The 23615-nt window shown below is 47.1% G+C and carries 26 protein-coding genes; 14 read left to right on the forward strand and 12 right to left on the reverse strand.

Translation table 11 applies throughout. The annotated features are described in order from the left end of the window. The 6 genes from VGB26_01660 to VGB26_01685 form a co-directional block, all read right to left on the reverse strand. A partial coding sequence (locus tag VGB26_01660) for a transposase (GenBank protein HEX9756489.1) occupies positions 1-237 on the reverse strand: 237 nt, incomplete at its 3' end. A gap of 264 nt (positions 238-501) precedes the next feature. Further along, positions 502-900, reverse strand: coding sequence for a DUF1801 domain-containing protein (locus tag VGB26_01665; GenBank protein ID HEX9756490.1), 399 nt, complete (start codon positions 898-900; stop codon positions 502-504). 286 nt (positions 901-1186) lie between these two features. After that, complete coding sequence (locus VGB26_01670) at positions 1187-1501, reverse strand: HigA family addiction module antitoxin (protein HEX9756491.1); 315 nt, start codon at positions 1499-1501, stop codon at positions 1187-1189. Positions 1502-1515: 14 nt separating this feature from the next. Continuing rightward, positions 1516-1797: a type II toxin-antitoxin system RelE/ParE family toxin gene (locus VGB26_01675; protein ID HEX9756492.1), complete on the reverse strand. Its 282-nt coding sequence runs from the start codon at positions 1795-1797 to the stop codon at positions 1516-1518. A gap of 470 nt (positions 1798-2267) precedes the next feature. Next, on the reverse strand, positions 2268-3518 hold the full coding sequence (locus tag VGB26_01680) for a glycosyltransferase (protein ID HEX9756493.1): 1251 nt from the start codon (positions 3516-3518) through the stop codon (positions 2268-2270). A 92-nt stretch (positions 3519-3610) separates the two neighbouring features. Beyond that, positions 3611-4048, reverse strand: a complete 438-nt coding sequence (locus VGB26_01685) for a CBS domain-containing protein (GenBank protein ID HEX9756494.1) — start codon at positions 4046-4048, stop codon at positions 3611-3613. A gap of 475 nt (positions 4049-4523) precedes the next feature. Here VGB26_01685 and atpD point away from each other — a divergent pair, with 475 nt between their 5' ends. The 8 genes from atpD to VGB26_01725 all read left to right on the forward strand — a co-directional run bounded on the left by atpD (position 4524) and on the right by VGB26_01725 (position 10772). Next, positions 4524-5918, forward strand: coding sequence for a F0F1 ATP synthase subunit beta (atpD, locus tag VGB26_01690; protein HEX9756495.1), 1395 nt, complete (start codon positions 4524-4526; stop codon positions 5916-5918). Further along, positions 5915-6325: a F0F1 ATP synthase subunit epsilon gene (locus VGB26_01695; protein ID HEX9756496.1), complete on the forward strand. Its 411-nt coding sequence runs from the start codon at positions 5915-5917 to the stop codon at positions 6323-6325. The genes atpD and VGB26_01695 overlap by 4 nt, the downstream gene beginning before the upstream one ends. After that, the gene (locus VGB26_01700) at positions 6318-6590 is read left to right on the forward strand and encodes an AtpZ/AtpI family protein (protein ID HEX9756497.1); all 273 of its coding nucleotides are present in this window, start codon (positions 6318-6320) and stop codon (positions 6588-6590) included. The genes VGB26_01695 and VGB26_01700 overlap by 8 nt, the downstream gene beginning before the upstream one ends. Positions 6591-6610: 20 nt before the next feature. Further along, a complete protein-coding gene (locus tag VGB26_01705; protein HEX9756498.1) occupies positions 6611-7285 on the forward strand; it encodes a F0F1 ATP synthase subunit A in 675 nt (224 codons plus the stop codon). A 3-nt stretch (positions 7286-7288) separates the two neighbouring features. Continuing rightward, complete coding sequence (locus VGB26_01710; protein ID HEX9756499.1) at positions 7289-7564, forward strand: F0F1 ATP synthase subunit C; 276 nt, start codon at positions 7289-7291, stop codon at positions 7562-7564. A gap of 97 nt (positions 7565-7661) precedes the next feature. Continuing rightward, positions 7662-8429 carry a F0F1 ATP synthase subunit delta gene (locus VGB26_01715; GenBank protein HEX9756500.1) on the forward strand — a complete coding sequence of 256 codons (768 nt, stop codon included), beginning with the start codon at positions 7662-7664 and terminating at the stop codon, positions 8427-8429. After that, entirely contained in the window at positions 8419-9894 is a 1476-nt protein-coding gene (locus tag VGB26_01720; GenBank protein ID HEX9756501.1) for a F0F1 ATP synthase subunit alpha, read from the forward strand. The genes VGB26_01715 and VGB26_01720 overlap by 11 nt, the downstream gene beginning before the upstream one ends. Further along, complete coding sequence (locus tag VGB26_01725; GenBank protein HEX9756502.1) at positions 9891-10772, forward strand: FoF1 ATP synthase subunit gamma; 882 nt, start codon at positions 9891-9893, stop codon at positions 10770-10772. Before VGB26_01720 ends, VGB26_01725 begins: the two co-directional genes overlap by 4 nt. Positions 10773-10799: 27 nt before the next feature. Here VGB26_01725 and VGB26_01730 read toward each other — a convergent pair whose 3' ends face one another. From VGB26_01730 to VGB26_01755, 6 genes are all read right to left on the reverse strand, one after another. Then, positions 10800-11342 (reverse strand): universal stress protein, encoded by a 543-nt coding sequence (locus VGB26_01730; GenBank protein ID HEX9756503.1) that lies wholly within the window; start codon positions 11340-11342, stop codon positions 10800-10802. A gap of 81 nt (positions 11343-11423) precedes the next feature. Then, entirely contained in the window at positions 11424-11870 is a 447-nt protein-coding gene (locus VGB26_01735; GenBank protein HEX9756504.1) for a cytochrome c, read from the reverse strand. A 19-nt stretch (positions 11871-11889) separates the two neighbouring features. Then, positions 11890-13518, reverse strand: coding sequence for an NAD(P)-binding protein (locus tag VGB26_01740; GenBank protein HEX9756505.1), 1629 nt, complete (start codon positions 13516-13518; stop codon positions 11890-11892). 9 nt (positions 13519-13527) lie between these two features. Continuing rightward, the gene (locus VGB26_01745) at positions 13528-14517 is read right to left on the reverse strand and encodes a thiamine pyrophosphate-dependent enzyme (GenBank protein HEX9756506.1); all 990 of its coding nucleotides are present in this window, start codon (positions 14515-14517) and stop codon (positions 13528-13530) included. A gap of 10 nt (positions 14518-14527) precedes the next feature. Then, complete coding sequence (gene porA / locus VGB26_01750) at positions 14528-15781, reverse strand: pyruvate ferredoxin oxidoreductase (GenBank protein ID HEX9756507.1); 1254 nt, start codon at positions 15779-15781, stop codon at positions 14528-14530. Positions 15782-15784: 3 nt separating this feature from the next. After that, positions 15785-16375: a 2-oxoacid:acceptor oxidoreductase family protein gene (locus tag VGB26_01755; protein ID HEX9756508.1), complete on the reverse strand. Its 591-nt coding sequence runs from the start codon at positions 16373-16375 to the stop codon at positions 15785-15787. A 388-nt stretch (positions 16376-16763) separates the two neighbouring features. On the opposite strand from VGB26_01755, the gene VGB26_01760 reads away from it, so the two are divergent. Genes VGB26_01760 through hypF form a run of 6 tightly spaced genes read left to right on the forward strand, consistent with a single transcriptional unit; the run spans position 16764 to position 23611 of the window. Continuing rightward, complete coding sequence (locus VGB26_01760; GenBank protein HEX9756509.1) at positions 16764-17876, forward strand: 4Fe-4S dicluster domain-containing protein; 1113 nt, start codon at positions 16764-16766, stop codon at positions 17874-17876. Continuing rightward, the gene (locus tag VGB26_01765) at positions 17873-18703 is read left to right on the forward strand and encodes an FAD/NAD(P)-binding protein (GenBank protein HEX9756510.1); all 831 of its coding nucleotides are present in this window, start codon (positions 17873-17875) and stop codon (positions 18701-18703) included. The genes VGB26_01760 and VGB26_01765 overlap by 4 nt, the downstream gene beginning before the upstream one ends. Beyond that, entirely contained in the window at positions 18693-19493 is an 801-nt protein-coding gene (locus VGB26_01770) for an oxidoreductase (protein HEX9756511.1), read from the forward strand. Before VGB26_01765 ends, VGB26_01770 begins: the two co-directional genes overlap by 11 nt. Beyond that, on the forward strand, positions 19474-20775 hold the full coding sequence (locus tag VGB26_01775; protein ID HEX9756512.1) for a Ni/Fe hydrogenase subunit alpha: 1302 nt from the start codon (positions 19474-19476) through the stop codon (positions 20773-20775). The genes VGB26_01770 and VGB26_01775 overlap by 20 nt, the downstream gene beginning before the upstream one ends. 51 nt (positions 20776-20826) lie before the next feature. Beyond that, positions 20827-21321: a hydrogenase maturation protease gene (locus VGB26_01780; GenBank protein HEX9756513.1), complete on the forward strand. Its 495-nt coding sequence runs from the start codon at positions 20827-20829 to the stop codon at positions 21319-21321. Then, positions 21296-23611, forward strand: coding sequence for a carbamoyltransferase HypF (gene hypF, locus VGB26_01785; GenBank protein ID HEX9756514.1), 2316 nt, complete (start codon positions 21296-21298; stop codon positions 23609-23611). Before VGB26_01780 ends, hypF begins: the two co-directional genes overlap by 26 nt. The last annotated feature ends 4 nt before the right edge of the window (positions 23612-23615 follow it).

The following is a 23615-nucleotide window of genomic DNA, read 5'->3' on the forward strand; positions in this document are numbered from 1 at the left end:
GGTTTGAAGAAGAACGTGGTAATGATTTCCCATCAAACAATAGGCAAACACTTCAATGCCCCACATCTGATGGCATTCACCCAGCAGGTTTAAAAACAATTCTCGGTCTACCCGATCAGTGAAAATTTTCTGATAGGCCAGGCCCCGGTTCATGACATGATAATAGGCATCAGGAAATTCGATTCGAAGTGGACGGGACATGAGCAGAGCATACCATAATCTCCAAACATGACTCAAGACGAGATTTGACCCCTTTCCTTTCCCTTTCCATTTGCACGAAAAAATTTATTGAACCCATAACGTTCCAGATCAATGCGACAGCACCGATTGCCCAGAAACTCCAGTGAACACCACCAACGGTCTCATCGCTCATTACATTCCCCTATTACTTGTTATTCTGTTGCCCGGGTAGCAGGTGTGACAACATCTTCCTCTCGGGTCGATGAGAACGGCGCCTCGATTCCCTCGAATAAGCCAATGCTACTGATGGCCAACCTGAGACTACTCTGCCTCAAGACGCTGCTTCATATCAATGTATGCAGATTCGATCAGTTTGATTAGATCTGTGGCAGCGATGTCGCCATCGGGACTGAGCTTTACGTGGCGCATGTACTTCCCGGTACCTTCCAGCAGGCCCACTGGATCCGCGAGTTCGGCGCCACGGAAAAATCCGACATTGACATGGGCTTTGAACGCGTTGACATAGGCGAAGGCGGCATCAGCGACGCACGCGGTAGGGTGGCCATCATGCAGCAATTCGCGTACATCATCTCCACAATCGCGGATAACGTCGAACCAATGCCGCGCGATACCGCCCAAATCACCTGAATGCTCGTTCATCCAGGCACTGATTGCAGGATCTCGCTTGACCGAACCGTAGAACCGAAGGATTTGATTCATAACGATTACGCTCGGAATTGGGGCCCCAAAACCCAATTGCCCGAAGTAGCGACCTCAATCGCCGTATAACAAAAATTAGACTGAACTGCCTAATATCCCAAACACTGCAAAATTCTGCAGCCTATGACGTCGCTCCAAAGTGACAGATCACAACCAGACCCTCCGAATTCCGATATGTTTTCATACGGTGTCCCTTCCTATCCCCAGCGTGTTAGGATGCAACGGCTTGCAGTTTATCTCAGACCTCCACCACATCAACCTGCTGTAGTTGACATCCATGGCCTTGTTATGCGGCACTTAGCGGTTTGATTCGAGCCACGTCTTTCTTAATTGCCTGTGCGGCGTCCCATAGATCCACAGCCCGTTGAGCGTTTAGCCAAAACTCCGGCGAGTTGCCAAACAGGCGTCCCAGCCGCAGTGCCATCTCCGGACTAACACTCCGGCGCTCACGTAGCAACTCATTAACCGACTGTCGTGATACTCCCACGGCTTCAGCCAAGCCGGAAACGGTAAGTCCATAGTCGGGCAGGAAATCTTCACGCAGCATCTCACCCGGATGGGTGGGCCTGCGCTTCATCTTGCTTGTGTTTGGAATGCTCATATGCCTCACCTCGTTCAGTGATAATCGCAGATCTCAACATCATAGGCGTCACCGTCGATGAACCGAAAACAGATGCGCCACCGGTCGTTGATGGAGATCGAGTACTGCCCCTTTCGGTCGCCTTCCAGCGCATGGAGCCGGTTACCGGGTGGAACCTTCAGATCATCCAGTCGACTAGCCAAATCCAAATACTCGAACTTACGCGAAGCCCGTTTGGCAACATCCGCCGGAAACCGCTTCGCTTTGCCCGTGGTGTACAGTTCCTGGGTGCGCTGATCTGCGAACGTCCTGATCACCCATCAAGTGTATACTGTCACGTGACACACGTCAACCCCCGGCGCCTCCAAATGATCTATTAGGCTGCAACGGCTTGCAGTCTATCCCCGATCTCGGATCAGCGTCAATCCCTCGCTGACCCAAGAGTCTGCACCTGCCTGACCGCAGGCAGGCCAGCCGATCCGCAGGACTTCGGACAGCGGCAGGGCCTCGGTTCTAGCCTTGCTTTTCAACCGCAATTGCCTCACCCAAGAACAGAGAACTTCAATATTTCCCTTTCCCTCGAATATGGGAGAGGGTAAAAGATCACCTCGAAGGTTCCCCCCTCCCCTTTATCCCCTCCCACGAGGGGAGGGGATTTAAATAACAAAACCAGTTCCCATCTGTGTTCTTGGGTTTCATTTTTATGGTGACATCCCTCTTTAAAATTCACTGAGTGTGATATTCCGGAAATACCTTGAATCGTTGAAATCTCAAGAGGACAAGGGAACTACACGAGCTCTTTGATGAGGCGGAGTTCATCCCGAATCATTCGGGGAAGAAGGAATTGTTGACGGACACGCTCCCGTCCCGCTCTTCCAAAATCCCCCCTTTCCCCCGCGTGGTTTAAAAGATGAACCACTTCTTTCGCACAATCCTCTACGTTATCAATCAAGTATCGATTAAATCCTTCGGGAAATTGCATGGGAATCCCTCCTGCTCTTCCCGCCACAACGGGTTTTTCCTTCCACAGCGCCTCGGAAACAACGAGGCCGAATCCCTCCCGGAGTGATTTTTGTATGACCACATCGCATCCCCTTTGGAACACATTGACTTCCATACTACCCACACCACCCAGGTTGGTAAAAACCAACAAATCGGGGTCATTGGCCGATTCCTCCTCTATTCGGTCGAGAAGTGCCCATCCCTCCGGATCATCACCCGCCATGGCACCCAGCAATGCCAATTGAATCCCAGGAATCTCCTCCTTAATCAAACGATAGGCCTGGATCACACCCAAAGGATCTTTCCAGGGGTCAAAGCGCGAGACCTGAATTAAAAGGGGCCGGTTCAAATCGATCCCAGAATCAGCAATGGCCCTTTTACAAACATCCAAAGGAAGATCCATGTTCTTTGTTGCAAGGGGATCGATTGCGGGGGGAATAAAGGAAACCTTCTTGATTTGAATATTGGGAAGAAGAAATTCGGGCATTGTAAAAATGAGCTCATCATACTCCTCAATAAAGGGTTTCAAGAAGGCGCTAAAATTTAAATCCGGGGAAGAGCTATCGATATGGCATCGCCAGATCCATTTACTCCCGCGGGATCCTGCAAAATGACGAATGGCAATCGGTTGAGGGTCGTGCACAAAATAAACATCATAATCAGAATCAAGCAGTTTCGCGCTCTGTTCATTGACTTCCAAATACAGGGATCGTTCCACATCTTGAAAATCATAATGGCTACCCTGTAAGGCATTGTGGAAAGATTTCGTGACCGCAAAAAACTCTGGCCGGGCATGAATGAGCCGCCAATCAGCGGAAATACCCAACGCCTGAAGGAGAGGAATATATCGAGACAATAATTCAGCCACCCCTCCTCCAAAAGGGGTGGAGTTGATATGGCAGATCCTTACTCCTTTTAAATCCTTGGATAAGGAAATCACCTCCTCCACCAGATCATCTCCCACCAAAGATCGATAATTCTCTACATTGCTATAAGTCGTACAACACTGCCTGCCCATAGAGACTTTAGGTAACATTTTTGATCTCCCCGCTGAACCATTATAGCCCACACCCCTCTTCCAAATTCAAGTGGGCCAGGTTCGATTCATTCTTTTCGACCCTTTTTTCCCTAGGGCCAATACTGGTTGGTCGCCTTGATATAACCGAACAGGATGTCCCTTCGCGCCAATACCCCCACCAGTTTTCCGCCATTCACCACCGGCATCCGAATTAAATACTCGGCCTCAAATATCCGAATGGCTTCCTCTACCGGGGTATCTTCTTGAACCACTTTTAAATTTTTGCTCATGACCTCTCCCGCTTCAACCGAATCCAAACCACCCCCCTTCATTAAAACTTTTAATAGGTCAAACTCGCTGATGAGGCCCACCAATTTACCACTTCCATCAACCACGGGAAGAGATCCAATATTAAAATGGGTCAGTTTAGAAGCAATTTCCTTCCCAGTGTCTTCCTCCCGGCAGGAAACCACCTCCCGTTCCATAACCACCCCAACGGTGAGGGAATGAAAGTCACGCTGGCTTGAAAAAAACTCACTTTTTCTCATGGTTTTTCCCTTTCTTCTTTATGGCCCTTATAACACCCAATCCCTCTTAGGTGCAAAAACCGTTCTCAAGAGAGTTTTCTATGGATGTTCACTAAAATAATGGATTTTCAAGTAAATAGGGTTTATCCTTCTATTTTTTCCCTGGGGAAACAAAACCCAATGGGGAATTTTGCCACGTTTTCCATTTAAAAAGTAAGCCATTGGTCCGCTAAATGGTCCTTTTCCATGGTAAGATTTTTGCAATTTAAAATGGGAAAAAAAGAAGAAAAAACGAATAATTCACAGAGAGGGCTAAGCATTTCTGTATAAATTGCCTCAAGTAGAACTATTATTAAGCTTTCCGGATATGATTCAGCCTATGAGGCAGTTTAGAATTATAATCAGTAACTTCCAAAACTAAAATAATAACGTGAATGATCCGCCCTTTTGTTGGGGGAGTTCTCAAAGAGAGTGAGATTTCTCTCTTATAACCTACATGGATCCTGGCAATCCGACTGACACAGATAGAAAATCGCCCATTGGGATCATCGCCAAAATTCAGGGCCCGGTGGTGGATATTGCTTGTCAGCGCCTACCTCCTTTACACCAAGCCCTCTATACTTTGGCGGATCATGAGGTCTTTACGTTTGAAGTTCACCAACACCTGGATATGCACCATGTCCGGGCAGTTACTTTACATCGGACATCGGGTTTAAGCCGTGGAATGAAGGTATTTGATACTGGTGCTCCCCTTCATGTTCCGGTCTCTCCCGATTGCTTGGGCCGGGTTCTAAACGTTTTTGGGGAACCCCTAGACGGAAAAGATCCTCTCCTTCCCAAGGAATTTCGAAATATCCTTTCCAAACCTGCCCCCCTTCACGAAACCCGAGAAGTAAGCGGAATACTTGAAACCGGAATCAAGGTCATCGATTTATTGTGTCCTTTTATCCGCGGGGGAAAGACCGGACTTTTCGGAGGGGCAGGGGTGGGAAAAACAGTCCTTATTATGGAATTTATGCATGCCATCGTTGCTCTTTATCAAGGGATCTCTGTTTTTGCTGGTGTTGGAGAACGCATTCGGGAGGGACATGAGTTGTGGTTGATGATGAAAGAGGCCGGGGTTATGCCCCAAACGCTTCTTTTGTTTGGCCAGATGGATGAATCTCCGGGAGTCCGCTTTCGTATTGGGATGACCGCTTTAACCTATGCAGAATACTTCAGGGATATCCTCCACAAGGAAGTTCTTTTTTTGATTGACAACGTGTTTCGGTTTGTTCAGGCAGGGAGCGAGATTTCCGGGCTTTTGGGGCGAATGCCGGCCACCGTCGGGTACCAGCCAACCCTCATGACAGAGGTGGCCGAAATGGAAGAACGCATAATCTCAACTCAAAAGGGGGCAATTACCTCGGTCCAGGCAATTTATGTACCGGCTGATGACATGACAGACCCAGCCGTGAGTACAATTCTCAGTCATTTGGATACCACAGTCATTCTTTCCCGAAGTCAGGCGGGTAAGGGAATCTATCCCGCCGTGGACCCTCTTCTGTCCGGGAGTAAAATGATGGATCGCTATTTTCTCGGAGATCATCATTACAACATAGCGAAAGGGGTGAAGGAGCATCTGGCCCGATATCAAGAACTTGAAGACATCATTACGATGTTGGGCCTTGAGGAGCTTTCTGAAAAGGACCGTTTGATTGTCTTAAGAGCCCGAAAACTCCAACGCTATCTTACCCAACCCTTCCATGTGGTCACGTCTCAGACAGGAATACGTGGGGTTTCAGTTCCGCTTCCGGAAGTCCTTCATGATTGTGAAGGTTTTCTCCAAGGGGATTTCGATCATCTCACCGAAGAACAATGTTATATGAAAGGGAACATGTCCCGGAAATGAAACCATTTACCCTGCACCTTCAAAGTGCCACTCAATATGAAACGTTTAAGGATGTGGCGAGTTTTGTAGGGGAGGATCCGACTGGAAGTTTCGGAATTCTCGCGGGACATGAACGGATCATGGCCTCCCTCTGCTTTGGATTGGCCCGTTTCCGCTTAGCCGGGGGGGATTGGCAATACCTTGCCCTTCCTGGGGCTTTAATTTATTTTTATTCAAACCAGCTCTTTCTCAATACACGACATTATTTTCTGGATTCTTCTTATCAACGCATCCGGGAGGTGTTAGAAAAACAATTGCGTTCGGAGGAAGAGACACTCCATTCTATCAAAGAAAGTCTTCACCGTTTAGAAGAAGAAATGTTTAAGCGTCTCCTTCAGATGAAAAGGGGGGGTGAATCCGTTGCCTAAGGAAAGCCTTCGGTTGAAAAAAGAAGTCGAACAGAAGATCCGGCGACTAGAAAAGGCTAAAAAGGAAGGAACTTCTCTTTTAGGCCAAACGGTTTATCTAGGCGTTCTAGGGTTGTTACTTGTTTTACCTGTTGTGGGCGGGGCTTATTTGGGGCAGTGGCTCGATGAACTTTCTGAGGGGTATTCCATCCGCTGGACCCTGAGCCTGATCGTGTTGGGATTAGGTTTAGGAATCATCAACGTTTACCTGTTTATTCGAGAATAAACCGGGGGGAAACCTTATATATGAATTCCGGTTTTGTTATTGAAATTGGTCCTTTGGGGATTTCCGAAACGGTGATCATCACTTGGGGAATCATGGCAGTGCTGGTTGGTTTGGGCTTTTTATTAACGCTTCGACTTCGCCTTGATCCGGATTCCGTCCAGGTGGCCCTTGAGGGGATCGTGTCGGGAATCGAAGCCTCCATCGTCGCTATTTTACCCGAACAGGGCCGAAGGGTTCTCCCTTTTGTGGGTACCTTGTGGATATTCATTGTGGTGTCCAATCTGGCGGGGCTTATCCCGGGTTTAACATCCCCGACGGGGAATTTGTCCGTAACAGCGGGGTTAGCCATTTTGGTCTTCTTTTCCGTTCATTGGTTTGGAATTCGCAGCAATGGGTTAAAACGGTATTTAAGGCACTACATCCAACCCAACCCTCTTTTGTTTCCTTTTCATGTGGTGAGCGAATTGACGCGAACCGTTGCGCTGGCTGCTCGGTTATTTGGAAATATGATGAGTTTGGAAATGGCCGCTTTGTTGGTCCTTATGGTGGCCGGATTTTTGGTGCCGATTCCGATTCTGATGCTGCATATTGTGGAGGCTTTGGTACAAGCCTATATTTTTGGAATGCTGGCCCTTATCTATATTGCAGGGGGAATTCAATCCCAACAACTAAAACGAACAGAACAGAAGGAGTAATCCATGACCGATATGACCTGGTTTACTTTAGTTTCAACAGTGGCCGCGGCATTGGCCATAGCAGTGGGTGTCATGTTTCCAGCGATGGCGATGGGCCGTTCCATTGCGCAAGCCCTGGAAGCTTTGGCTCGCCAGCCAGAAGCGGAACGATCCATCACACGAACTTTATTTATTGGCTTGGCCATGATCGAGTCCCTCGCTATTTATGTGCTGGTCATTGTGCTGATCATTCTATTTAGGAACCCCTTGCTTGAATATTTGTTGAAGGGAAATATTTAAAATAACATGTATACGCCAGTGAAAAGGGAGGCCAGCCCTTTTAGGGAGTTCATGTTTATCTTTTCAATTTAAAGAAAGACTCTCCGGAGGAAAGTTCGTGGAATGGAATTGGACAACGTTTATTCTTGAAATTCTCAATTTTCTTGTTTTGGTGTGGCTTCTGAAGCGATTTTTGTACGTTCCCGTATTGAACATTATCGCCAAACGAAAATCCATTGTGGATAAAGCCCTTTCAGATTCCAAAACCCTGAGGGAAGAGGCTAACGGTTTAAAAAACCAATACCAGGAACGTTTCTCAGATTGGGAAAAGGAGAAAGAAGCCCTACGGGGAAAATTCCTCGAAGCCATGGAAAGGGAACGGGAGGAACGGTTGGTTTTCTTTCAGAAAGAAATAGAACTGGAGCGGGAAAGATCTCGGGTTCTTGATGAAAGACGACGGGGGGAGTGGATCCGCCATACGGAAGAGGTCGCAATCTCCCAGGCAGGGAAATTTTTATCGAAGTTATTATCCCGAATGGCCAACCCAGATTTGGAAAAACGAATGATTGGACTATTTCTTGAAGATCTTGAACATTTATCCCAAGAGCAGACCGAAGCGTTGAGGGTCTCTCTGTCAAAAGAAAAAGGAAAGGTGTCGGTCCTCAGTCGGTTCCCCATCGATCCCGAGCAACAAAAGGCCATTTCCCACGGGCTTTCCATTCTGGGTGGAACCAGGGTTGTTTGTACTTATTCACAGGATCCCCATCTGGTATCAGGATTAAGGATAGGGGTTGGATCTTGGGTTTTGCGGGCCAATTTATTGGATGAAATAAAATTTTTCTCAGAAGTTCCCAATCCAGAAGGATCTTCTTCCCATGAAACCTAAAGAATCCCTTCTGTCATCTCAAATGGCCCGGCTTGACCAATACCACTATGAATTGCGCCTGGCAGAACAGGGGACAGTAATATCTGTAGGGGATGGTATTGCATGGATCCGAGGATTGCCTTCGGCCCAAATGGATGAAATTCTAAATTTTGAAGAAGGGAGTCAGGCCCTGGTATTTCATCTAGAGCAGGAAATTCTTGGGGCCATTCTTTTACGCCAAACCAATCAAATGACCGCAGGAACGATAGCTCATCTTTCTGGACAAAGGCTAAGTGTTCCGGTTGGAGACGAGCTTTTGGGAAGGGTCATTGATCCCCTGGGGGTCCCACTGGATGGCCTTTCTAAACCCGGATGTTCGAACCGGAGAAACCTGGAAATGCCATCCCCTCCGATCCTGGCGAGGGATTTTGTAAAAAAACCTCTGTATACGGGTATTAAAGTGGTGGATTCTATGATTCCCATCGGTAAAGGTCAGCGACAGTTAATCGTGGGTGATAACGGTTTGGGAAAAACCTCCTTTGCCTTGGATTCCATAATTAATCAAAAGGGAAAAGGGACCCATTGCGTATATGTGGTTATTGGGCAAAAACGCTCGGGTGTGGTGGAAATTATAGAAACCCTACGACGTACGAGGGCGTTGGAATACACCTCCGTGGTCGTTGCAGAAGCCACCGCCCTACCCGGACTGAAATATTTGGGGCCTTTTGCGGGTTGTGCTGTAGCGGAAGCTTGGATGTGGCAGGGAAAAGATTGTCTTGTGGTATATGATGATTTAACTTCCCATGCTCGAACCTACCGGGAACTGTCCCTTTTGCTTAGGCGGCCTCCAGGTCGGGAGGCCTACCCGGGGGATATTTTTTACCTTCATTCTAGATTATTGGAACGCTCTACCTGTTTGCTACCTTCTTATGGGGGAGGCAGTATGACCGCTTTCCCCATCGTGGAAACGGAACAAGGAGAGATTGCAACGTATATTCCAACCAATTTAATTTCCATAACAGATGGACAGATTTATTTTGAGAGAGGTTTGTTTTCGAGAGGGATTTTACCTTCCATTGATGTCACACATTCTGTTTCCCGAATCGGGGGAAATGCCCAACACCCAAAGGTCCGAAACGAAGCCGGACGGATCAAACTAGATTATCTACAATTTCTTGAACTTGAAGTGTTCACCCGGTTCGGCTCCCGTATCGAGGCCTCCATGGAGGCAAAGATTAACAGGGGAAGGGTAATACGTGAGATTTTAAAACAGAACCGGTTTTCATCCCATTCGATAGAATTCCAAATGGCCTGGATGGTGGCTTTTAATGAAGGATTGTTGGATGGATTGAAGCTTGAAAATGTTTCGGACCAATTAAAACGGTTGGAGGAAAATTTAAAAGGAAATACCATAACCCTTAGTGATACCAGGGAACAATGGGTTCAGGCTCTCCAGCGTTGGTTGGAAGATCGAGAAAAAAAATGACTAAAAGCCGTCAGATTGAAGAAAGTTTAAGATCTTTGAATGAAATAAAGGACGTCATGACCGCAATGAAAAACCTTTCTTTTTTGGAAATTCGCAAGTTATCCCGTTTTCTATCGACGCAACACAGAGTTTTTAAAAGCATTGAGACCATGGTTGGAGACTTTTTGACCTTTTTTCCCTCTCTTTTGGAAGCCCTTCCCCCTATGCAAAAAATTTATCTTTTGATCGGTTCCGAGCGGGGATTCTGTGGTGATTTCAATGAGATTTTGTGGTCCACGTTTGAGAGGGATGCTTGGGATCAAACCGGGGTATCCCCGAGGGTTTTAATTGTTGGGAGAAAACTAAACGCGAAGGTTGCGAAAGATCCTCGGGTTGCTGCTTTTTTCGAGGGGCCCAATTCCGTTGAAGAAGTTCAACCCGTTCTCTCCAAAATCATGGATTGGCTAAAGACATTTCAATCCCAGCAGGAACAATTCTTCCCTCTTTGCCTTACCGTGGTTTACCACTTGGTGGATCAGAAAGGTCTGGAGATTTCGATTTTTGAACCCTTTGAAAAATTGGGCGATGAAGCGATTCCTTTTCCGTTTCCCCCGCAATTACATCAACCTCCCGAGGATTTCCTTTTAGAACTGATCGACCATTACCTTTTTGCTGCCCTTCACGAGGTTTTTTACAACTCCTTAATGGCAGAGAACCATAGGCGGTACCAGCACATGGAGAATGCAATCCAAAGGTTGGATCGAAAACTTGTGGAACTCTCGCAAAAACGGAATCTTCTTCGGCAGGAAGAAATTACAAATGAGATAGAGATCATTATGCTTAGCTTAGAAGCCCTGATGGAGGTCAGGGATAAAGATTTTGACGGTCAGGCCAATTAATATAAAAGGAAAATCTTTTAACTCCCCTTAACCCCAGTACCCCTTTTCCTCAAGGTCTTCTATTTTTGGCTTCATCCCTTTGGGTCTCAAGGTGAGAACCGGGCAGGGGGCGAGGCGAACCACTTTTTCCGCCACACTCCCCATTAGAAAATGCGCCATTCCGGTTCGGCCATGTGTCCCAAGAATAAGAAGATGGGCATCGATATCTTTCGCTGTCTTAATGATTTCTGAAAATGGAACTCCCGTTTTAAAAATAGGAGTTACATTTTCAACCTGAGAACCCAAGGATTCCACCAGTGCCGCTAAACGCTTACCTTCTTCCTCTCGGACGTCAAACATCCACTGAGAAATTTCCGGAGCGAGGCTTCCCTTGGAACGCCCTTGCACGACATTCATCATCTTTTTGACATTGAAAGTCTCAGCCGAGGGAAGGGTCAAGGGTTCCTGAAAAACGTGAAGAACATAAAGCTCTCCCCCCAATTCCTTGTTTAAATAAACCGCATAATCAAGGGCCTCTTGGGAAAAGGAGGAAAAGTCTGTTGCAACTAAAATCCGTTTTAACTTTTCCATTTCTTTCTCCTTTATGGGTTTAAACCCCGGATTTTTGAGAGCCCTGGGGTCAACCCACCAATCGTCCAACCGAAAAACATTTTAATGATCCGTCTCTCCCAGTGTGCGAATATAGGAAATTAACCCCCAAAGCTCTTCATCTGTAAAAAAGAAATCCATCCGCATCATTTCAGAATCGTGAGACCCATGTTTGAGAACCCAAAAAAGCTCCCCGTCACTCCGGATCCGTTGAAATTCCGGGTTTGTGAAATCCCGAGGTTTAGGGTCCATTTGAGTCTCTCGGGCAACAGGTCCATCCCCTTTGCCTCCAGGACCATGGCACGCAACACAGGACCGTGAAAAAAGTTCTCTCCCGTTTTTGATGACGGTTCCCGATATAAGCAGAGGATTTTTCATCTGCTTCACTTTTTCCAACTCTTCTGGAGGAACTCGTGGGATTTGAATATCCCGTTCTTGGGAACCTCCCAAAGCGAACCCCACCGTCCAGAAAAACACAAACATAAAGGCAGAGCATTTGAGAAAACCCATCCTCTTTTTTATCTCCCCCTTAGTCTTTCTCCCTAACCATCTCGATGGCCCCGCAGGGACATTCCTGGACACAAATTCCGCAACCTTTACAATAATCATAGTGAAATGAATACCGCTTCCCTGAACCGAGTTTAATCACGGCGTTGTCTGGACATAAACCATAACAATTGTCACATTCAAAACAATTCCCGCATGACAAACAGCGCCTGGCTTCCAGGAGAGCTGTTTTCTCATCCAATCCCCCTACCACTTCATCGAAACCCCTTCGCCGCTGGGCCATATCCAAATAGGGTTGTCTGGATTGGTCTGCATCAGTATAGTACCATGTATTCAATAAATCAAAAGTGGCAAGGGGATGCTTCGGATGTGGAACGTAACGCGCCCCATTTAAGAAAGCATCCAGGTTCCGGGCGGCCTTTTTTCCATGCCCCATGGCCACAGTCACGGTTCTCTCCGAAGGGACCATATCCCCTCCTGCAAAAATACCTGAAGCCCCGGTCATCATGCCTTCATCGACTTCAATAACCCCATCCTTTGAAATCTTTATCCCTTGAACCCCTTCTAAAAACCTTAAATCAACCTCTTGGCCCAGGGCCAAAATTAATGTATCCGCTTCGATCTTTTCAAATTGCCCGGTGGGCTTGGGTTTTCCGTTCTTATCCATCTCCATCACCTCCACCGTAAAGGTGGTTTCATCCACCCGCTTGATGGTCCGAAGCCATCGGAACAGAACCCCTTCTTCAAGGGCTTCCTCCACCTCGAAAGAATGAGCGGGCATATGCTCCGAATCCCTCCGATAGATGATCATGGTTTCCTCCGCCCCCAACCGTTTGGCCGTCCGGGCGGCATCAATGGCTGTATTTCCTCCACCATACACGGCAACCCGTCGCCCGATTTTGGGTTGTTCTTTTCGTTCCATATCCTCTAAAAAGGTAACCGCATGGAGAATTTTACCCACTTCCCTTCCTGGAATCTCAACCCGTTTGGAAAGATGTGCGCCAATGGCAAGAAAGGTTGCATCATATTTTCCTTTCTTCACGGTTAACTCGAGATCATCTACTTTTACGTTCAATTGACTGGTTACTCCCATAGATTCAATTCTTTGAATCTCCGCATCTAATATGGGGCGAGGAAGCCGATAACTCGGAATTCCAAAGCGCATCATTCCCCCCAGTTTTGGACCGGCCTCCATTATGGTTACAGAATACCCTTTCCGAGCCAAGTGGTAGGCAGCTGATAAACCGCTTGGACCTCCCCCCACCACCAATATCCTCTTTCCCGTTGGGGCTTTACATTCAATGGTCCAGCCTTTTTGAATCGCCAGGTCCCCTAAAAACCGCTCCACCGCATGAATATTTACGGCCTCATCCAACTGGCCCCGGTTACAGGCCGCTTCACACGGATGATAGCAAACCCGTCCCAGAACAGCCGGCATTGGATTGTCCTGCATGATCTGTTTCCATGCCTCAAAATATCTCCCTTCTTCCGCATAATATAACCAGGCCTGCACATTTTCACCCGCCGGGCAGGCGTGATTACATGGAGGGAGACGATCCAAATAAACGGGTTTGTTTGTTCTCCAATTCCCCGTATGATTGGCTAAACTCGAATTGGGATCGAGGGTAATGGCAAAGGGTTTTCTTTCCATAAAACCTCCCTATTCCAACAGGCCATAGGTCCGAATATTTTCATCGGCCATGGTTTGGATAGCCGCAATGGCCTCCCGGTTCGGAGAATCACCAAATAAATGCTTAAACCGGCCCTGCAATTTTAAATATTCTTCCACGGGGACTTTTCTCCGGATGGGCGTGCAGTCGGTGACCTTTCCATCTTCAGCCTCAAACAGGGGGAAAAGCCCAGACTCCCCGGCCAACCGGGCGACTTGAATGGTCAGCGCGGGATCGTGGGCCCACCCCAACGGACAGGGAACAAAAATATGGATATAACGGGTTCCGCACATCTTCATGGCTTTGGTCACTTTTTTTTCTAAATCATGTAAATCCGCTACGGACGCCGTTGCCACATAAGGAATCCCATGTGCCATGGCAATTTTTGGAAGGTTCTTTCCGCTTCCAAACCGGTTTCCAGGGTTCACACCCACCGCTTGCGTCGTCGCAGTCCGTGCGGTGGGGGGTGTAGACCCCGATCGCTGGACTCCCGTATTCATATAGGCTTGGTTATCATAACAGATATACAAAACGTCATCATTGCGTTCAAACATTCCTGACAAACACCCAAAACCGATATCCACCGTTCCCCCATCGCCTCCTTGTGCAAGGACTTTTATTTCTGTTTTTCCTTTGGCCCTTAAGGCGGCGGCCACACCTGTGGCAACCGCAGGGGCATTACCAAACAAGGAATGGATCCAGGGAATTCGCCAGGAGCTCTCTGGATAAGGCGTTGAAAAAACCTCCAAACACCCCGTTGCATTCACCGCCACCAAACGATTTCCTGAAGCCCGCATGGCAGCATCCACCGCATACCTTGCGCCCAAGGCTTCTCCGCATCCCTGACAGGCTCGGTGTCCTGAATTCAGCGAATTGGTTCGGTCCATCCTAGACTGAACGGTCCGGTCTTCTTCTTTTAAAAGTCGGTTCCCCACTGAAAAAGTCCCGGTTTGATAAAATTTTATTTGTGGCTGACTCATATCTCCCCCCTTAGACCACCTTTGAGGCAACAGACCGAATATCCCGAAGCACATTTTCGGCAATGGGACCTGACCGTCGTGTCTCTTTTTGTCTGGCCAGCTCCCGGTTGATCAGATGCCAATTCAGATCTAAAAAGTAAGGTTCGGTCAAACGATCGGCGCGGGCCTCTTCAATCACCTTCTTCATTGATGCTTTGGTAATGGAGCGTCCCCCTAAACCCGCTATCACGGTATGAACCGTCATCGGTAATCCCCTCAAAGCCATCTTAACATCTCCTGAAACTATCCCCCCTTTTCCAAGAGAAAGGTCTTTCTCCACGACAATCACATGCTGGACATTCTGAAGTGCCGAACGCAAAGGGACAGAGGGAAAGGGCCGGTAGGATCCGACTTTCAAAGACCCTACAGCCATTCCCTCTTCCCTCAAATCATCCACACATTCCTGAAGAGTTCCATTTACAGATCCTAAACCCAGCACAACCGTATCCGCATCCGTCAACCGATAGGGAGAAACCAGTTCTCCGGAAGGCCTTCCAAACCATTGCCGAAATTCCTCTGCAAGACGGGGGATCAAATCCAGGGCCTGAATCTGTTTGTAGTGGGAAAGGTAGCGGACTTCCGCAAAAGCCTCAGGCCCAACCATGGCCCCGATGGAAACAGGGTCATCGGGATCTAACACCTGAACAGGATCGTAAGAAGGCAGAAAGGAATTCACCTGCTCCTTGGAAGGCAAATGAACTGCTTCATAGGCATGGGTCAATATAAACCCGTCCATGCAAACCATGACAGGGCAACTCAACTCTTCCGCCAAACGAAAGGCTAAAATATGTAAATCGACCGCTTCTTGGTTATCCGCAGCATAAAGCTGAATCCACCCCGCATCTCGCATGGACATACTATCCGAATGGTCATTCCAAATATTAATCGGGGCGCCGATGGCCCGATTCCCGATGGTCATGACAATGGGTAATCCCAATCCGGAGGCGTTATAAACCGCCTCTGCCATGAACAGTAATCCTTGGCTGGCCGTAGCGGTATAAGTCCGGGCCCCCATGGCCGAAGCGCCAATTAAAATACTCAGTGCACCGAATTCGGATTCCGCATTGATGAATTGACAGTTTCCAAGTTCTCCCTTTTTCACCCGCGCTGAAAGGGTCTCTACAATATGGGTTTGTGGGGTAATGGGATAGCAGGAGATAACTTCGGGGCAACATAGGGAAACCGCCGCAGCAACCGCTTGGGAACCTTCAATTTGGGTCAGCATCACTTACCTCCTTCCAGAAAACGAAACAGGATTGAAAGTGTTCTTGACTTCGCTAAACGCCTCTTCCGCGGCCCTGGCATTGGCCTCTCCCACAACACCGGGGAATTTCTCCAGAATCCCTTTTTGTACAGAGGAAAGGGAAACAACACCAATCATCGCGGCCAGACCTCCTAAAAGGACTGCGTTAGGAACGGGCCGACTCAAATGCTTTAATGCGATATCTGTTGCATGAACGACACATATATGGTTTTCCGGAACTCTTGAACCCAACTCACCTATTCCCATTTCTGAAAGGGAGCGTGTAGAGTTAATAAGAACATATCCTTTTTCCCTTAATCCTGAAAAGAGATCCACTTGATGCAGTAGTGAGGGATCTTGAACGATGACCACATCCGGTTCTATGACCGGTTCCCTCAGGCGAATGGGTTTTTGATCAATACGGCAAAAAGCCATCACGGGGGCTCCCATGCGCTCAGAACCAAAACTGGGAAAAGCCTGACCCCACTTTCCATCTTTAAAAGCCGCAATCGAGAGAATTTCCGCAGCAGTAACAACCCCTTGACCTCCTCGGCCATGAATTCGAACCTGCAGCATCAAACCCCCCTTCATCTTCACCCTTTTTGGGTTTCCTAAATAGAATCAACGGCTTCTTAAGAACTTAAAAGAGCAATTACGATGCCAGGGGACCCGTCAGACAATTAAGATTTAATAAAGTAAAAATCCCAGAATTTTCATAATAGTATTTTTTTTTAAACCCAAAAAACCCCTAATTTAAGAATAAAAGGAAGACACAATGTCCCAAAAACCTGGTTGTTGGATGTTGCATAATGCCTCAGTCCCCCTTTCATAAAAATGAGGGAATTCATGTATTGATTTTGAAAGGGGATGGAGGTAGGATGAAAAATTCATAAGCAAAATTTTCCAATCATTCCTTTTTTTTCTCCCAAAATGTTTTGGAACGTTTATCCATAAACCGAAAAAAATGAATAAAACCTACATCATTGACCGTTCCTCTCTTGATCTTTTATTTTCCGAAATAAAAAAACGAGGTTACCAGTTGATTGGACCGACTATCCGGGAAAACACCATTGTGTACGATGAAATTAACACCACATCCGATCTTCCGGTTGGATGGACCGACGAACAAGAGGGGGGAACCTACCGGATTAAAAAAAGAGAAGATAAGGCTTTATTTGGTTATGTTTTGGGTCCCAATTCATGGAAAAAATTTTTGCATCCCCCCAAAAAAAGGCTTTGGCAAGCTAAAAAGGAAAAAAAAGGATTTACCATTCTTGAAAATCAGGTCACTCCCCCCCAACTCGCCTTTATCGGAATGCGTTCCTGTGAACTGCATGCCATTTCAATTCAGGATCGGGTTTTTATAAACGGAAATTGTGAGGATCCTTTCTACAAAACACAGAGAAAAAATAGTTTTACCCTTGCCGTCAACTGTGGCCAGGCGGGTGGAACCTGCTTCTGCGTTTCAATGAACACAGGTCCCAAGGCGACAACCGGGTTTGACCTGTCACTCACGGAGGTCATTGAACCTAGCCGGCATTATTTTGTCATCGAAATAGGGACCGATGCAGGTAGGGACATCTTCCGAACCATTCCCTCCAGGGTGGCGGGAGATTTAGAAATAAAAGCTTCGGAAACCATTCTAGATAAAACCGCTGAACAAATGGGACGGACGCTGAATACCAACGGTATTCAAGAAATGCTTTACCAGAATTATGACCATCCGCGTTGGGAACAGGTTGCAGCACGCTGTTTAACCTGCGGAAACTGCACCATGGTCTGTCCCACCTGTTTTTGCACAACCGTAGAGGATGTAACCGATTTAACCGGGGAGATCAGCGAAAGGTGGCAGCGGTGGGACTCCTGTTTCACCATGGATTTTTCTTATGTGCACGGAGGGGTTGTTCGCTCCTCCGGAAAATCCCGTTATCGACAATGGATGACGCATAAACTGGCCACTTGGATTGAACAATTTGGCGTATCCGGATGCGTCGGCTGCGGGCGATGTATCACCTGGTGCCCGGTCGGAATCGATATTACCGAAGAAGTACAAGCCATCGCTGGATCCAATCCATGAATCCATTTGTCCCCGCTCTTGCGGAAATTGTGGACAGAAAACAGGAAACCTCCCACATTTTTACCCTTCGCCTTCGGTTAAAAGACAAAAACCGTCAGAAAGCCTATCAATTTAAACCAGGACAATTTAACATGGTCTACGCCCTGGGTGTAGGTGAGGTGCCCATCTCCATTGTTTCAGATCCAACAAACCCAGACCTTCTGGACCATACTATCCGCACCGTCGGAACGGTAACCACCGCATTGGAGAAAATGAAAAAAGGCCATGTGGTGGGACTTCGGGGTCCCTTTGGTAGTGCTTGGCCCTTAGAGGAGGCACAGGGGAAAAATGTGATTATCGTCACCGGAGGTCTTGGTTGCGCCCCCACGGTTTCCGTCATTAACTACGTCGTAAATCGCCGACCATTTTACGGGACGATAAAAATTTTGCATGGGGTCAAAACCCCCAAGGACCTTTTGTATCGGAACCGGTTCCGGTCGTGGCAAAAAAATCCCAACACCGAGGTTTTCCTCACGGTAGATCATCCGGATCGAAACTGGAAATACCGCGTAGGGGTTGTCACCAATTTGTTTGACGAAATTCGGGTTGATCCCCAAAAAAGCGTGGTCATGCTGTGCGGACCGGAAGTGATGATGCGATTTGCCGTAAAAGGCCTCCTCTCACAAAGATTTTTAGGAAGCCAGATTTTTCTTTCCTTGGAACGAAACATGAAATGCGCCATTGGATTCTGCGGACACTGTCAGTTTGGCCCTTCTTTTGTGTGCAAAGATGGACCCGTTTACCGGTACGACAAAATACAAAAGTGGTTTAATCAACATGAAATATAGGCAGCCCCGGCCCCGAAAACCAAAATTAGCAGTTTGGAAATTTGCTTCCTGCGATGGGTGCCAACTTAGCCTTCTGGACTGCGAAGATGACCTGCTTCTCCTTTCTGAGCAAATTCAAATTGCAAATTTTCCCGAAGCCTCTAAGGCCATCATCAAAGGGCCCTATGATCTTTCTTTGGTTGAAGGTTCCATCACGACCCCCCATGATGCCGATCGGATTAAAAAAGTCCGGGAGTCCTCAAAATTTCTGGTGACCATCGGTGCCTGTGCCACTTCGGGGGGAATTCAAGCCCTTCGAAACTTTAAAGATGTGAATGAGTTTATTTCCATCGTCTACGCAACGCCCCAATACATTCAGACACTGGATCTCTCCACCCCCATTTCGGAGCATGTACGCGTTGATTTTGAACTCAGAGGCTGCCCCATTAATAAATCTCAACTCGTGGAAGTCATCAATGCCTTTCTTAACGAAAGGAAACCGAATACCCCTTCCCATAGTGTCTGCATGGAATGCAAATTGGCACAAGTTACCTGTGTGATGGTTGCCCATGGAACCCCGTGCTTGGGCCCGGTGACCCATGCCGGGTGCGACGCCATTTGCCCCACGTATCACCGGGGTTGTTATGGGTGTTTCGGTCCCATGGAAACCCCCAATACACAAGCCCTTCGCACCCAATGGCTTCATCTGGGGAAAAACGTAGACGAAATTAACCGTACCTTCCGCAGCTTTAACGCATATGCTGAACCCTTTCGCACAGAGGGCAGTTCTAATGACCCATCAAAAAAATAAAACCATAAAAGTTGATTATCTCTCGAGGGTTGAGGGAGAGGGGGGGCTTTACATCAAGGTAAAGGATAACAAAGTCGTTGATGTCAAATTAAAAATATTCGAACCTCCCCGGTTTTTTGAAGCGTTTTTAAGAGGAAGATCGTTCACCGAGGCCCCTGATATTACCGCTCGAATTTGCGGGATCTGTCCCGTGGCCTATCAGATGAGTACGGTTCACGCCATTGAAGATGCATTTGGAATTCAGGTAGAGGAACCCATACGGCAGCTTCGCCGGCTCATTTATTGCGGGGAATGGATTGAAAGTCACACCCTCCACATTGTGATGCTCCATGCCCCGGACTTCCTTGGGTATGAGGATGCAATTCAGATGGCCAAAGACCACCCGGAAATTGTCCAAAGAGGACTTCAACTTAAAAAAACCGGAAACGAACTGTTAACCTTTATGGGGGGAAGGGAAATTCATCCTATTAACGTAAAGGTGGGAGGCTTTTATAAGGTCCCAACCCAAAAAGATCTACTTCCTCTCATGGAGAAATTAAAATGGGCGCGTGAGGCCGCTTTGGAAACCGTTCGATGGACGGCAACCCTTCCCTTTCCCGACATCGCCCACGATTATGAATTCGTGGCGCTGCACCACCCGGATGAGTACCCTTTTAATGAAGGCCGATTGCTTTCCAATAAAGGGTTAAACATACACATTCGGGATTATGAACAACATTTTTCGGAAGAGCAGGTACCCTATTCCAATGCCCTTCACTCTGTATTAAGAAACAGGGCCCCCTACTTTGTGGGACCCATGGCCCGTTACAATATCAATTTCGAAAACCTGTCACCTTTAGCTCAGCAAATATCCCGTGAGGCGGGATTATCCCCCATCTGTACCAACCCCTTTCAAAGCATTATTATTCGAAGCATTGAGGTTCTCTATGCGTGTGACGAAGCCCTGCGAATCATGGAGGATTACGAGAAGCCCAACCAACCCGCAGCCCCGGTTTCTCCACAAAAAGGAACAGGATATGGCTGCACGGAGGCCCCCCGGGGAACCCTTTATCACCGTTTTCAAGTAGATGACAATGGAATGATCAGGGATGCTAAAATTGTTCCTCCCACCTCTCAAAATCAAAAAATAATCGAAAGCGACCTTAAGGCATTCGTTGAAAAAAATTTTCATCTCTCAAAAGAAAAACTCACCTACCAATGCGAGCAATCCATTCGAAATTATGATCCGTGTATTTCGTGTTCAACCCACTTTCTTAAACTGAACATCGATCATCTACCATGACCCCTTCTTGATATAGGACCCCTAAGAAATGGGAGCAAAATTTTCTGTGCCATGATCCAGCCAAAACAAAAAATCAGTTCAAAAACCCTACTCATCGGGGTCGGGAACGAATTTCAACATGATGATGGAATCGGCCTCGAAATTGTTCGGGCTTTCAGAAATAAAAGAATTCCCTTTGTGATCACTAAGGAGCAAACCGGTGAGGGAACCGCCCTCCTGGAGGCCTGGAAGGGAAGCCATAGCGTTTTTCTCTTTGATGCCATTCAACCCGCTAAAAAAGCCGGGACCATTCATCGGGTGGATATTCAACAACAATCCCTCACCCCTAGATTTCTCAAATTCTCCACCCACGGTTTCAGTATTTTTGAGGCCATTGAATTATCACGGGCGTTGGAACAGCTTCCAACCCATTTCGTCGTATATGGTATCGAAGGAAAAAATTTTGAGACGGGTGTGGGACTCTCCCCTGAAGTGCAAGAGGCCTTACCTGCGATCATTCAAAAAAGTGAAGCAGAAATTTATGAACGAATTAATTGGAAAGACTAATCAGATCAAGCGCTTCCGGCTTTCTTTAAAAGGGACAGTTCAGGGAATGGGGTTTCGCCCCTTTATCCACCGCAAAGCATCCCGCTTGGGGCTATCCGGTTGGGTCTGCAATACATCGGAAGGGCTTTTGATTGAAATAGAAGGCCCCCTCCCCCAATTGAACTCCTTTATTGATCATTTTTCTGAAAACCAACCTGCCCATTCCACGTTGGAAAAAATGGAAATGACCCTTCTGGCCCCCAGGGGGTACAAAAATTTTACCATCCTTCCCAGCAAAAAGGGCCAAAGCACATCAGGAATTCTCCCCGATATTGCAGTTTGCAGGGAATGTCTTGAGGAAATGTTTAACCCCAATGACCGTCGTTATCAATTCCCTTTTACCACCTGCTCCCTTTGCGGACCTCGATTTTCGATTATCGAAGGAACTCCCTTTGACAGGGAAAAAACAACCATGAAAATTTTTAAAATGTGCAAAAATTGTGAACGGGAATATGAAAATCCTAAAGACCGGCGCTTTCACGCACAAACCATTTCATGCCGGGAATGCGGTCCCCACCTTGAACTATGGGACCAAGAAGGTAAAAAAATCAATGAATTCCACCCAGCCCTTCTGCAAGCAACGAAAGCCATCAGAAAGGGAAAAATAGTGGCATTAAAGGGATTGGGAGGATTTCATCTGATCGCCAATGCGACCCTTGAAAAGTCGCTTCACCGGTTACGGCGCAAGAAAAACCGCCCTGAAAAACCCTTTGCAATCATGGCCCCGGATTTGGGTTGGGTTAAGATCCTTTGCGAGGTTTCCGAAGAGGAAAAAAAAATATTACAATCTCCGGAAAGTCCCATTGTCCTGCTTCAATACCGGGAGCCCCTTAAATCATCCCCTGTGGCACCATCCGTTGCCCCGGGATTAACCACCTTAGGGATCATGCTTCCCTATACCCCCCTCCACCATCTCTTTCTAAAGGAGCTCGGTCTCCCTGTGGTTGCCACCAGCGGAAATCTTTCAGATGAACCTTTATGCATTGATGAGCATGAAACCATTAAAAGATTGAATCCCATCGCCGATCTTTTTTTGGTTCACAACCGTCCCATTGCAAGGCAACTGGATGACTCCTTGGTCCGCTTTGTAAATAATCGTCTTATGATCCTTCGAAGGGCGCGGGGATATACACCGGTTCCCATTGGCCTCAATAAAATTATTTCCCCTACCTTATCCGTTGGTGCCCATTTAAAAAACACCATTGCCCTCTCATCAGGAAACCAGGTTTTCATCAGCCAACACATCGGAGATTTAAACAGCGCACTTTCATTTCATTCCTTTCGCAAAACCATTTCGGATTTTAAACGCCTGTTCAATATTATCCCTGAAAAAATCGTGAGCGATGCCCACCCTAATTACACATCAACCCAATATGCACAAGAAACAGAATTGCCCAATGAATCCGTTCAGCATCATTATGCCCATGTTCTCTCCTGCATGGCAGAACATCAACTGGAAAGTCCCCTCCTGGGAGTGTCTTGGGATGGAACCGGCTTTGGGTTAGATGGAACAATCTGGGGGGGAGAGTTCCTGCAGATCCATGAAAACTCTTTTTCCCGTGTCGCTCATTTTAGAAATTTTCCACTGCCCGGTGGTGAAAAAGCCATTAGAGAACCCAGAAGATCGGCTCTCGGTCTGCTCTATGAGGTCTTCGGAACATCCCTTTTCGAAAATACGGACAGTCCATTTCTAAAATCCTTTTTACCCTCCGAACTAAAAGTTTTTCAAAAAATGCTTTCTCAAAAATTGAATTCCCCTTATACCTGCAGCGTAGGGCGCCTATTCGATGCCATTGCGGCTATCATTGGAATTCGGAATAAAACCTCTTATGAAGGCCAAGCGGCCATGGAACTGGAGGTTGCCAGTGAAAACGCCCAATGCATGGAGAGCTACCCCTTTCAAATCAATGTAGGGAAAACGAAAAATGACGGTATTTTAATTGTAGACTGGGGGCCTATGGTTTCAAAGATCCTAAAAGAGATTTCATCACGGAAATCAAAAGGGACTATTTCTTCCAAATTTCATAATACCCTGGTTGAGATCATTATTCAGGTTACGAAGCAAGTCGGTGAGAAAAGAGTCATTTTGACGGGGGGGTGTTTTCAAAACAAAACCCTTACCGAAAAAGCCACCGCCCGTCTGACCCAAGAGGGATTAATCCCTTATTGGAACCAACAAGTCCCCCCCAATGATGGGGGAATTTCTTTAGGCCAAATCATAGCAGCTTCAAGAAAAACGGGTGAAAGATAGAAAA

The organism is Nitrospiria bacterium (assembly GCA_036397255.1).
Taxonomy (GTDB): Bacteria; Nitrospirota; Nitrospiria; order DASWJH01; family DASWJH01; genus DASWJH01.

Bases quoted from the DNA above. Each gene is read 5' to 3' on its own strand.
- VGB26_01665 (HEX9756490.1), bottom strand. From the start codon at position 900: ATGAATCAAATCCTTCGGTTCTACGGTTCGGTCAAGCGAGATCCTGCA.
- VGB26_01670 (HEX9756491.1), bottom strand. From the start codon at position 1,501: ATGAGCATTCCAAACACAAGCAAGATGAAGCGCAGGCCCACCCATCCG.
- VGB26_01680 (HEX9756493.1), bottom strand. From the start codon at position 3,518: ATGTTACCTAAAGTCTCTATGGGCAGGCAGTGTTGTACGACTTATAGC.
- VGB26_01685 (HEX9756494.1), bottom strand. From the start codon at position 4,048: ATGAGAAAAAGTGAGTTTTTTTCAAGCCAGCGTGACTTTCATTCCCTC.
- atpD (HEX9756495.1), top strand. From the start codon at position 4,524: ATGGATCCTGGCAATCCGACTGACACAGATAGAAAATCGCCCATTGGG.
- VGB26_01695 (HEX9756496.1), top strand. From the start codon at position 5,915: ATGAAACCATTTACCCTGCACCTTCAAAGTGCCACTCAATATGAAACG.
- VGB26_01705 (HEX9756498.1), top strand. From the start codon at position 6,611: ATGAATTCCGGTTTTGTTATTGAAATTGGTCCTTTGGGGATTTCCGAA.
- VGB26_01710 (HEX9756499.1), top strand. From the start codon at position 7,289: ATGACCGATATGACCTGGTTTACTTTAGTTTCAACAGTGGCCGCGGCA.
- VGB26_01720 (HEX9756501.1), top strand. From the start codon at position 8,419: ATGAAACCTAAAGAATCCCTTCTGTCATCTCAAATGGCCCGGCTTGAC.
- VGB26_01725 (HEX9756502.1), top strand. From the start codon at position 9,891: ATGACTAAAAGCCGTCAGATTGAAGAAAGTTTAAGATCTTTGAATGAA.
- VGB26_01730 (HEX9756503.1), bottom strand. From the start codon at position 11,342: ATGGAAAAGTTAAAACGGATTTTAGTTGCAACAGACTTTTCCTCCTTT.
- VGB26_01735 (HEX9756504.1), bottom strand. From the start codon at position 11,870: ATGGGTTTTCTCAAATGCTCTGCCTTTATGTTTGTGTTTTTCTGGACG.
- VGB26_01740 (HEX9756505.1), bottom strand. From the start codon at position 13,518: ATGGAAAGAAAACCCTTTGCCATTACCCTCGATCCCAATTCGAGTTTA.
- VGB26_01745 (HEX9756506.1), bottom strand. From the start codon at position 14,517: ATGAGTCAGCCACAAATAAAATTTTATCAAACCGGGACTTTTTCAGTG.
- porA (HEX9756507.1), bottom strand. From the start codon at position 15,781: ATGCTGACCCAAATTGAAGGTTCCCAAGCGGTTGCTGCGGCGGTTTCC.
- VGB26_01755 (HEX9756508.1), bottom strand. From the start codon at position 16,375: ATGCTGCAGGTTCGAATTCATGGCCGAGGAGGTCAAGGGGTTGTTACT.
- VGB26_01760 (HEX9756509.1), top strand. From the start codon at position 16,764: ATGAATAAAACCTACATCATTGACCGTTCCTCTCTTGATCTTTTATTT.
- VGB26_01765 (HEX9756510.1), top strand. From the start codon at position 17,873: ATGAATCCATTTGTCCCCGCTCTTGCGGAAATTGTGGACAGAAAACAG.
- VGB26_01770 (HEX9756511.1), top strand. From the start codon at position 18,693: ATGAAATATAGGCAGCCCCGGCCCCGAAAACCAAAATTAGCAGTTTGG.
- VGB26_01775 (HEX9756512.1), top strand. From the start codon at position 19,474: ATGACCCATCAAAAAAATAAAACCATAAAAGTTGATTATCTCTCGAGG.
- VGB26_01780 (HEX9756513.1), top strand. From the start codon at position 20,827: ATGATCCAGCCAAAACAAAAAATCAGTTCAAAAACCCTACTCATCGGG.
- hypF (HEX9756514.1), top strand. From the start codon at position 21,296: ATGAACGAATTAATTGGAAAGACTAATCAGATCAAGCGCTTCCGGCTT.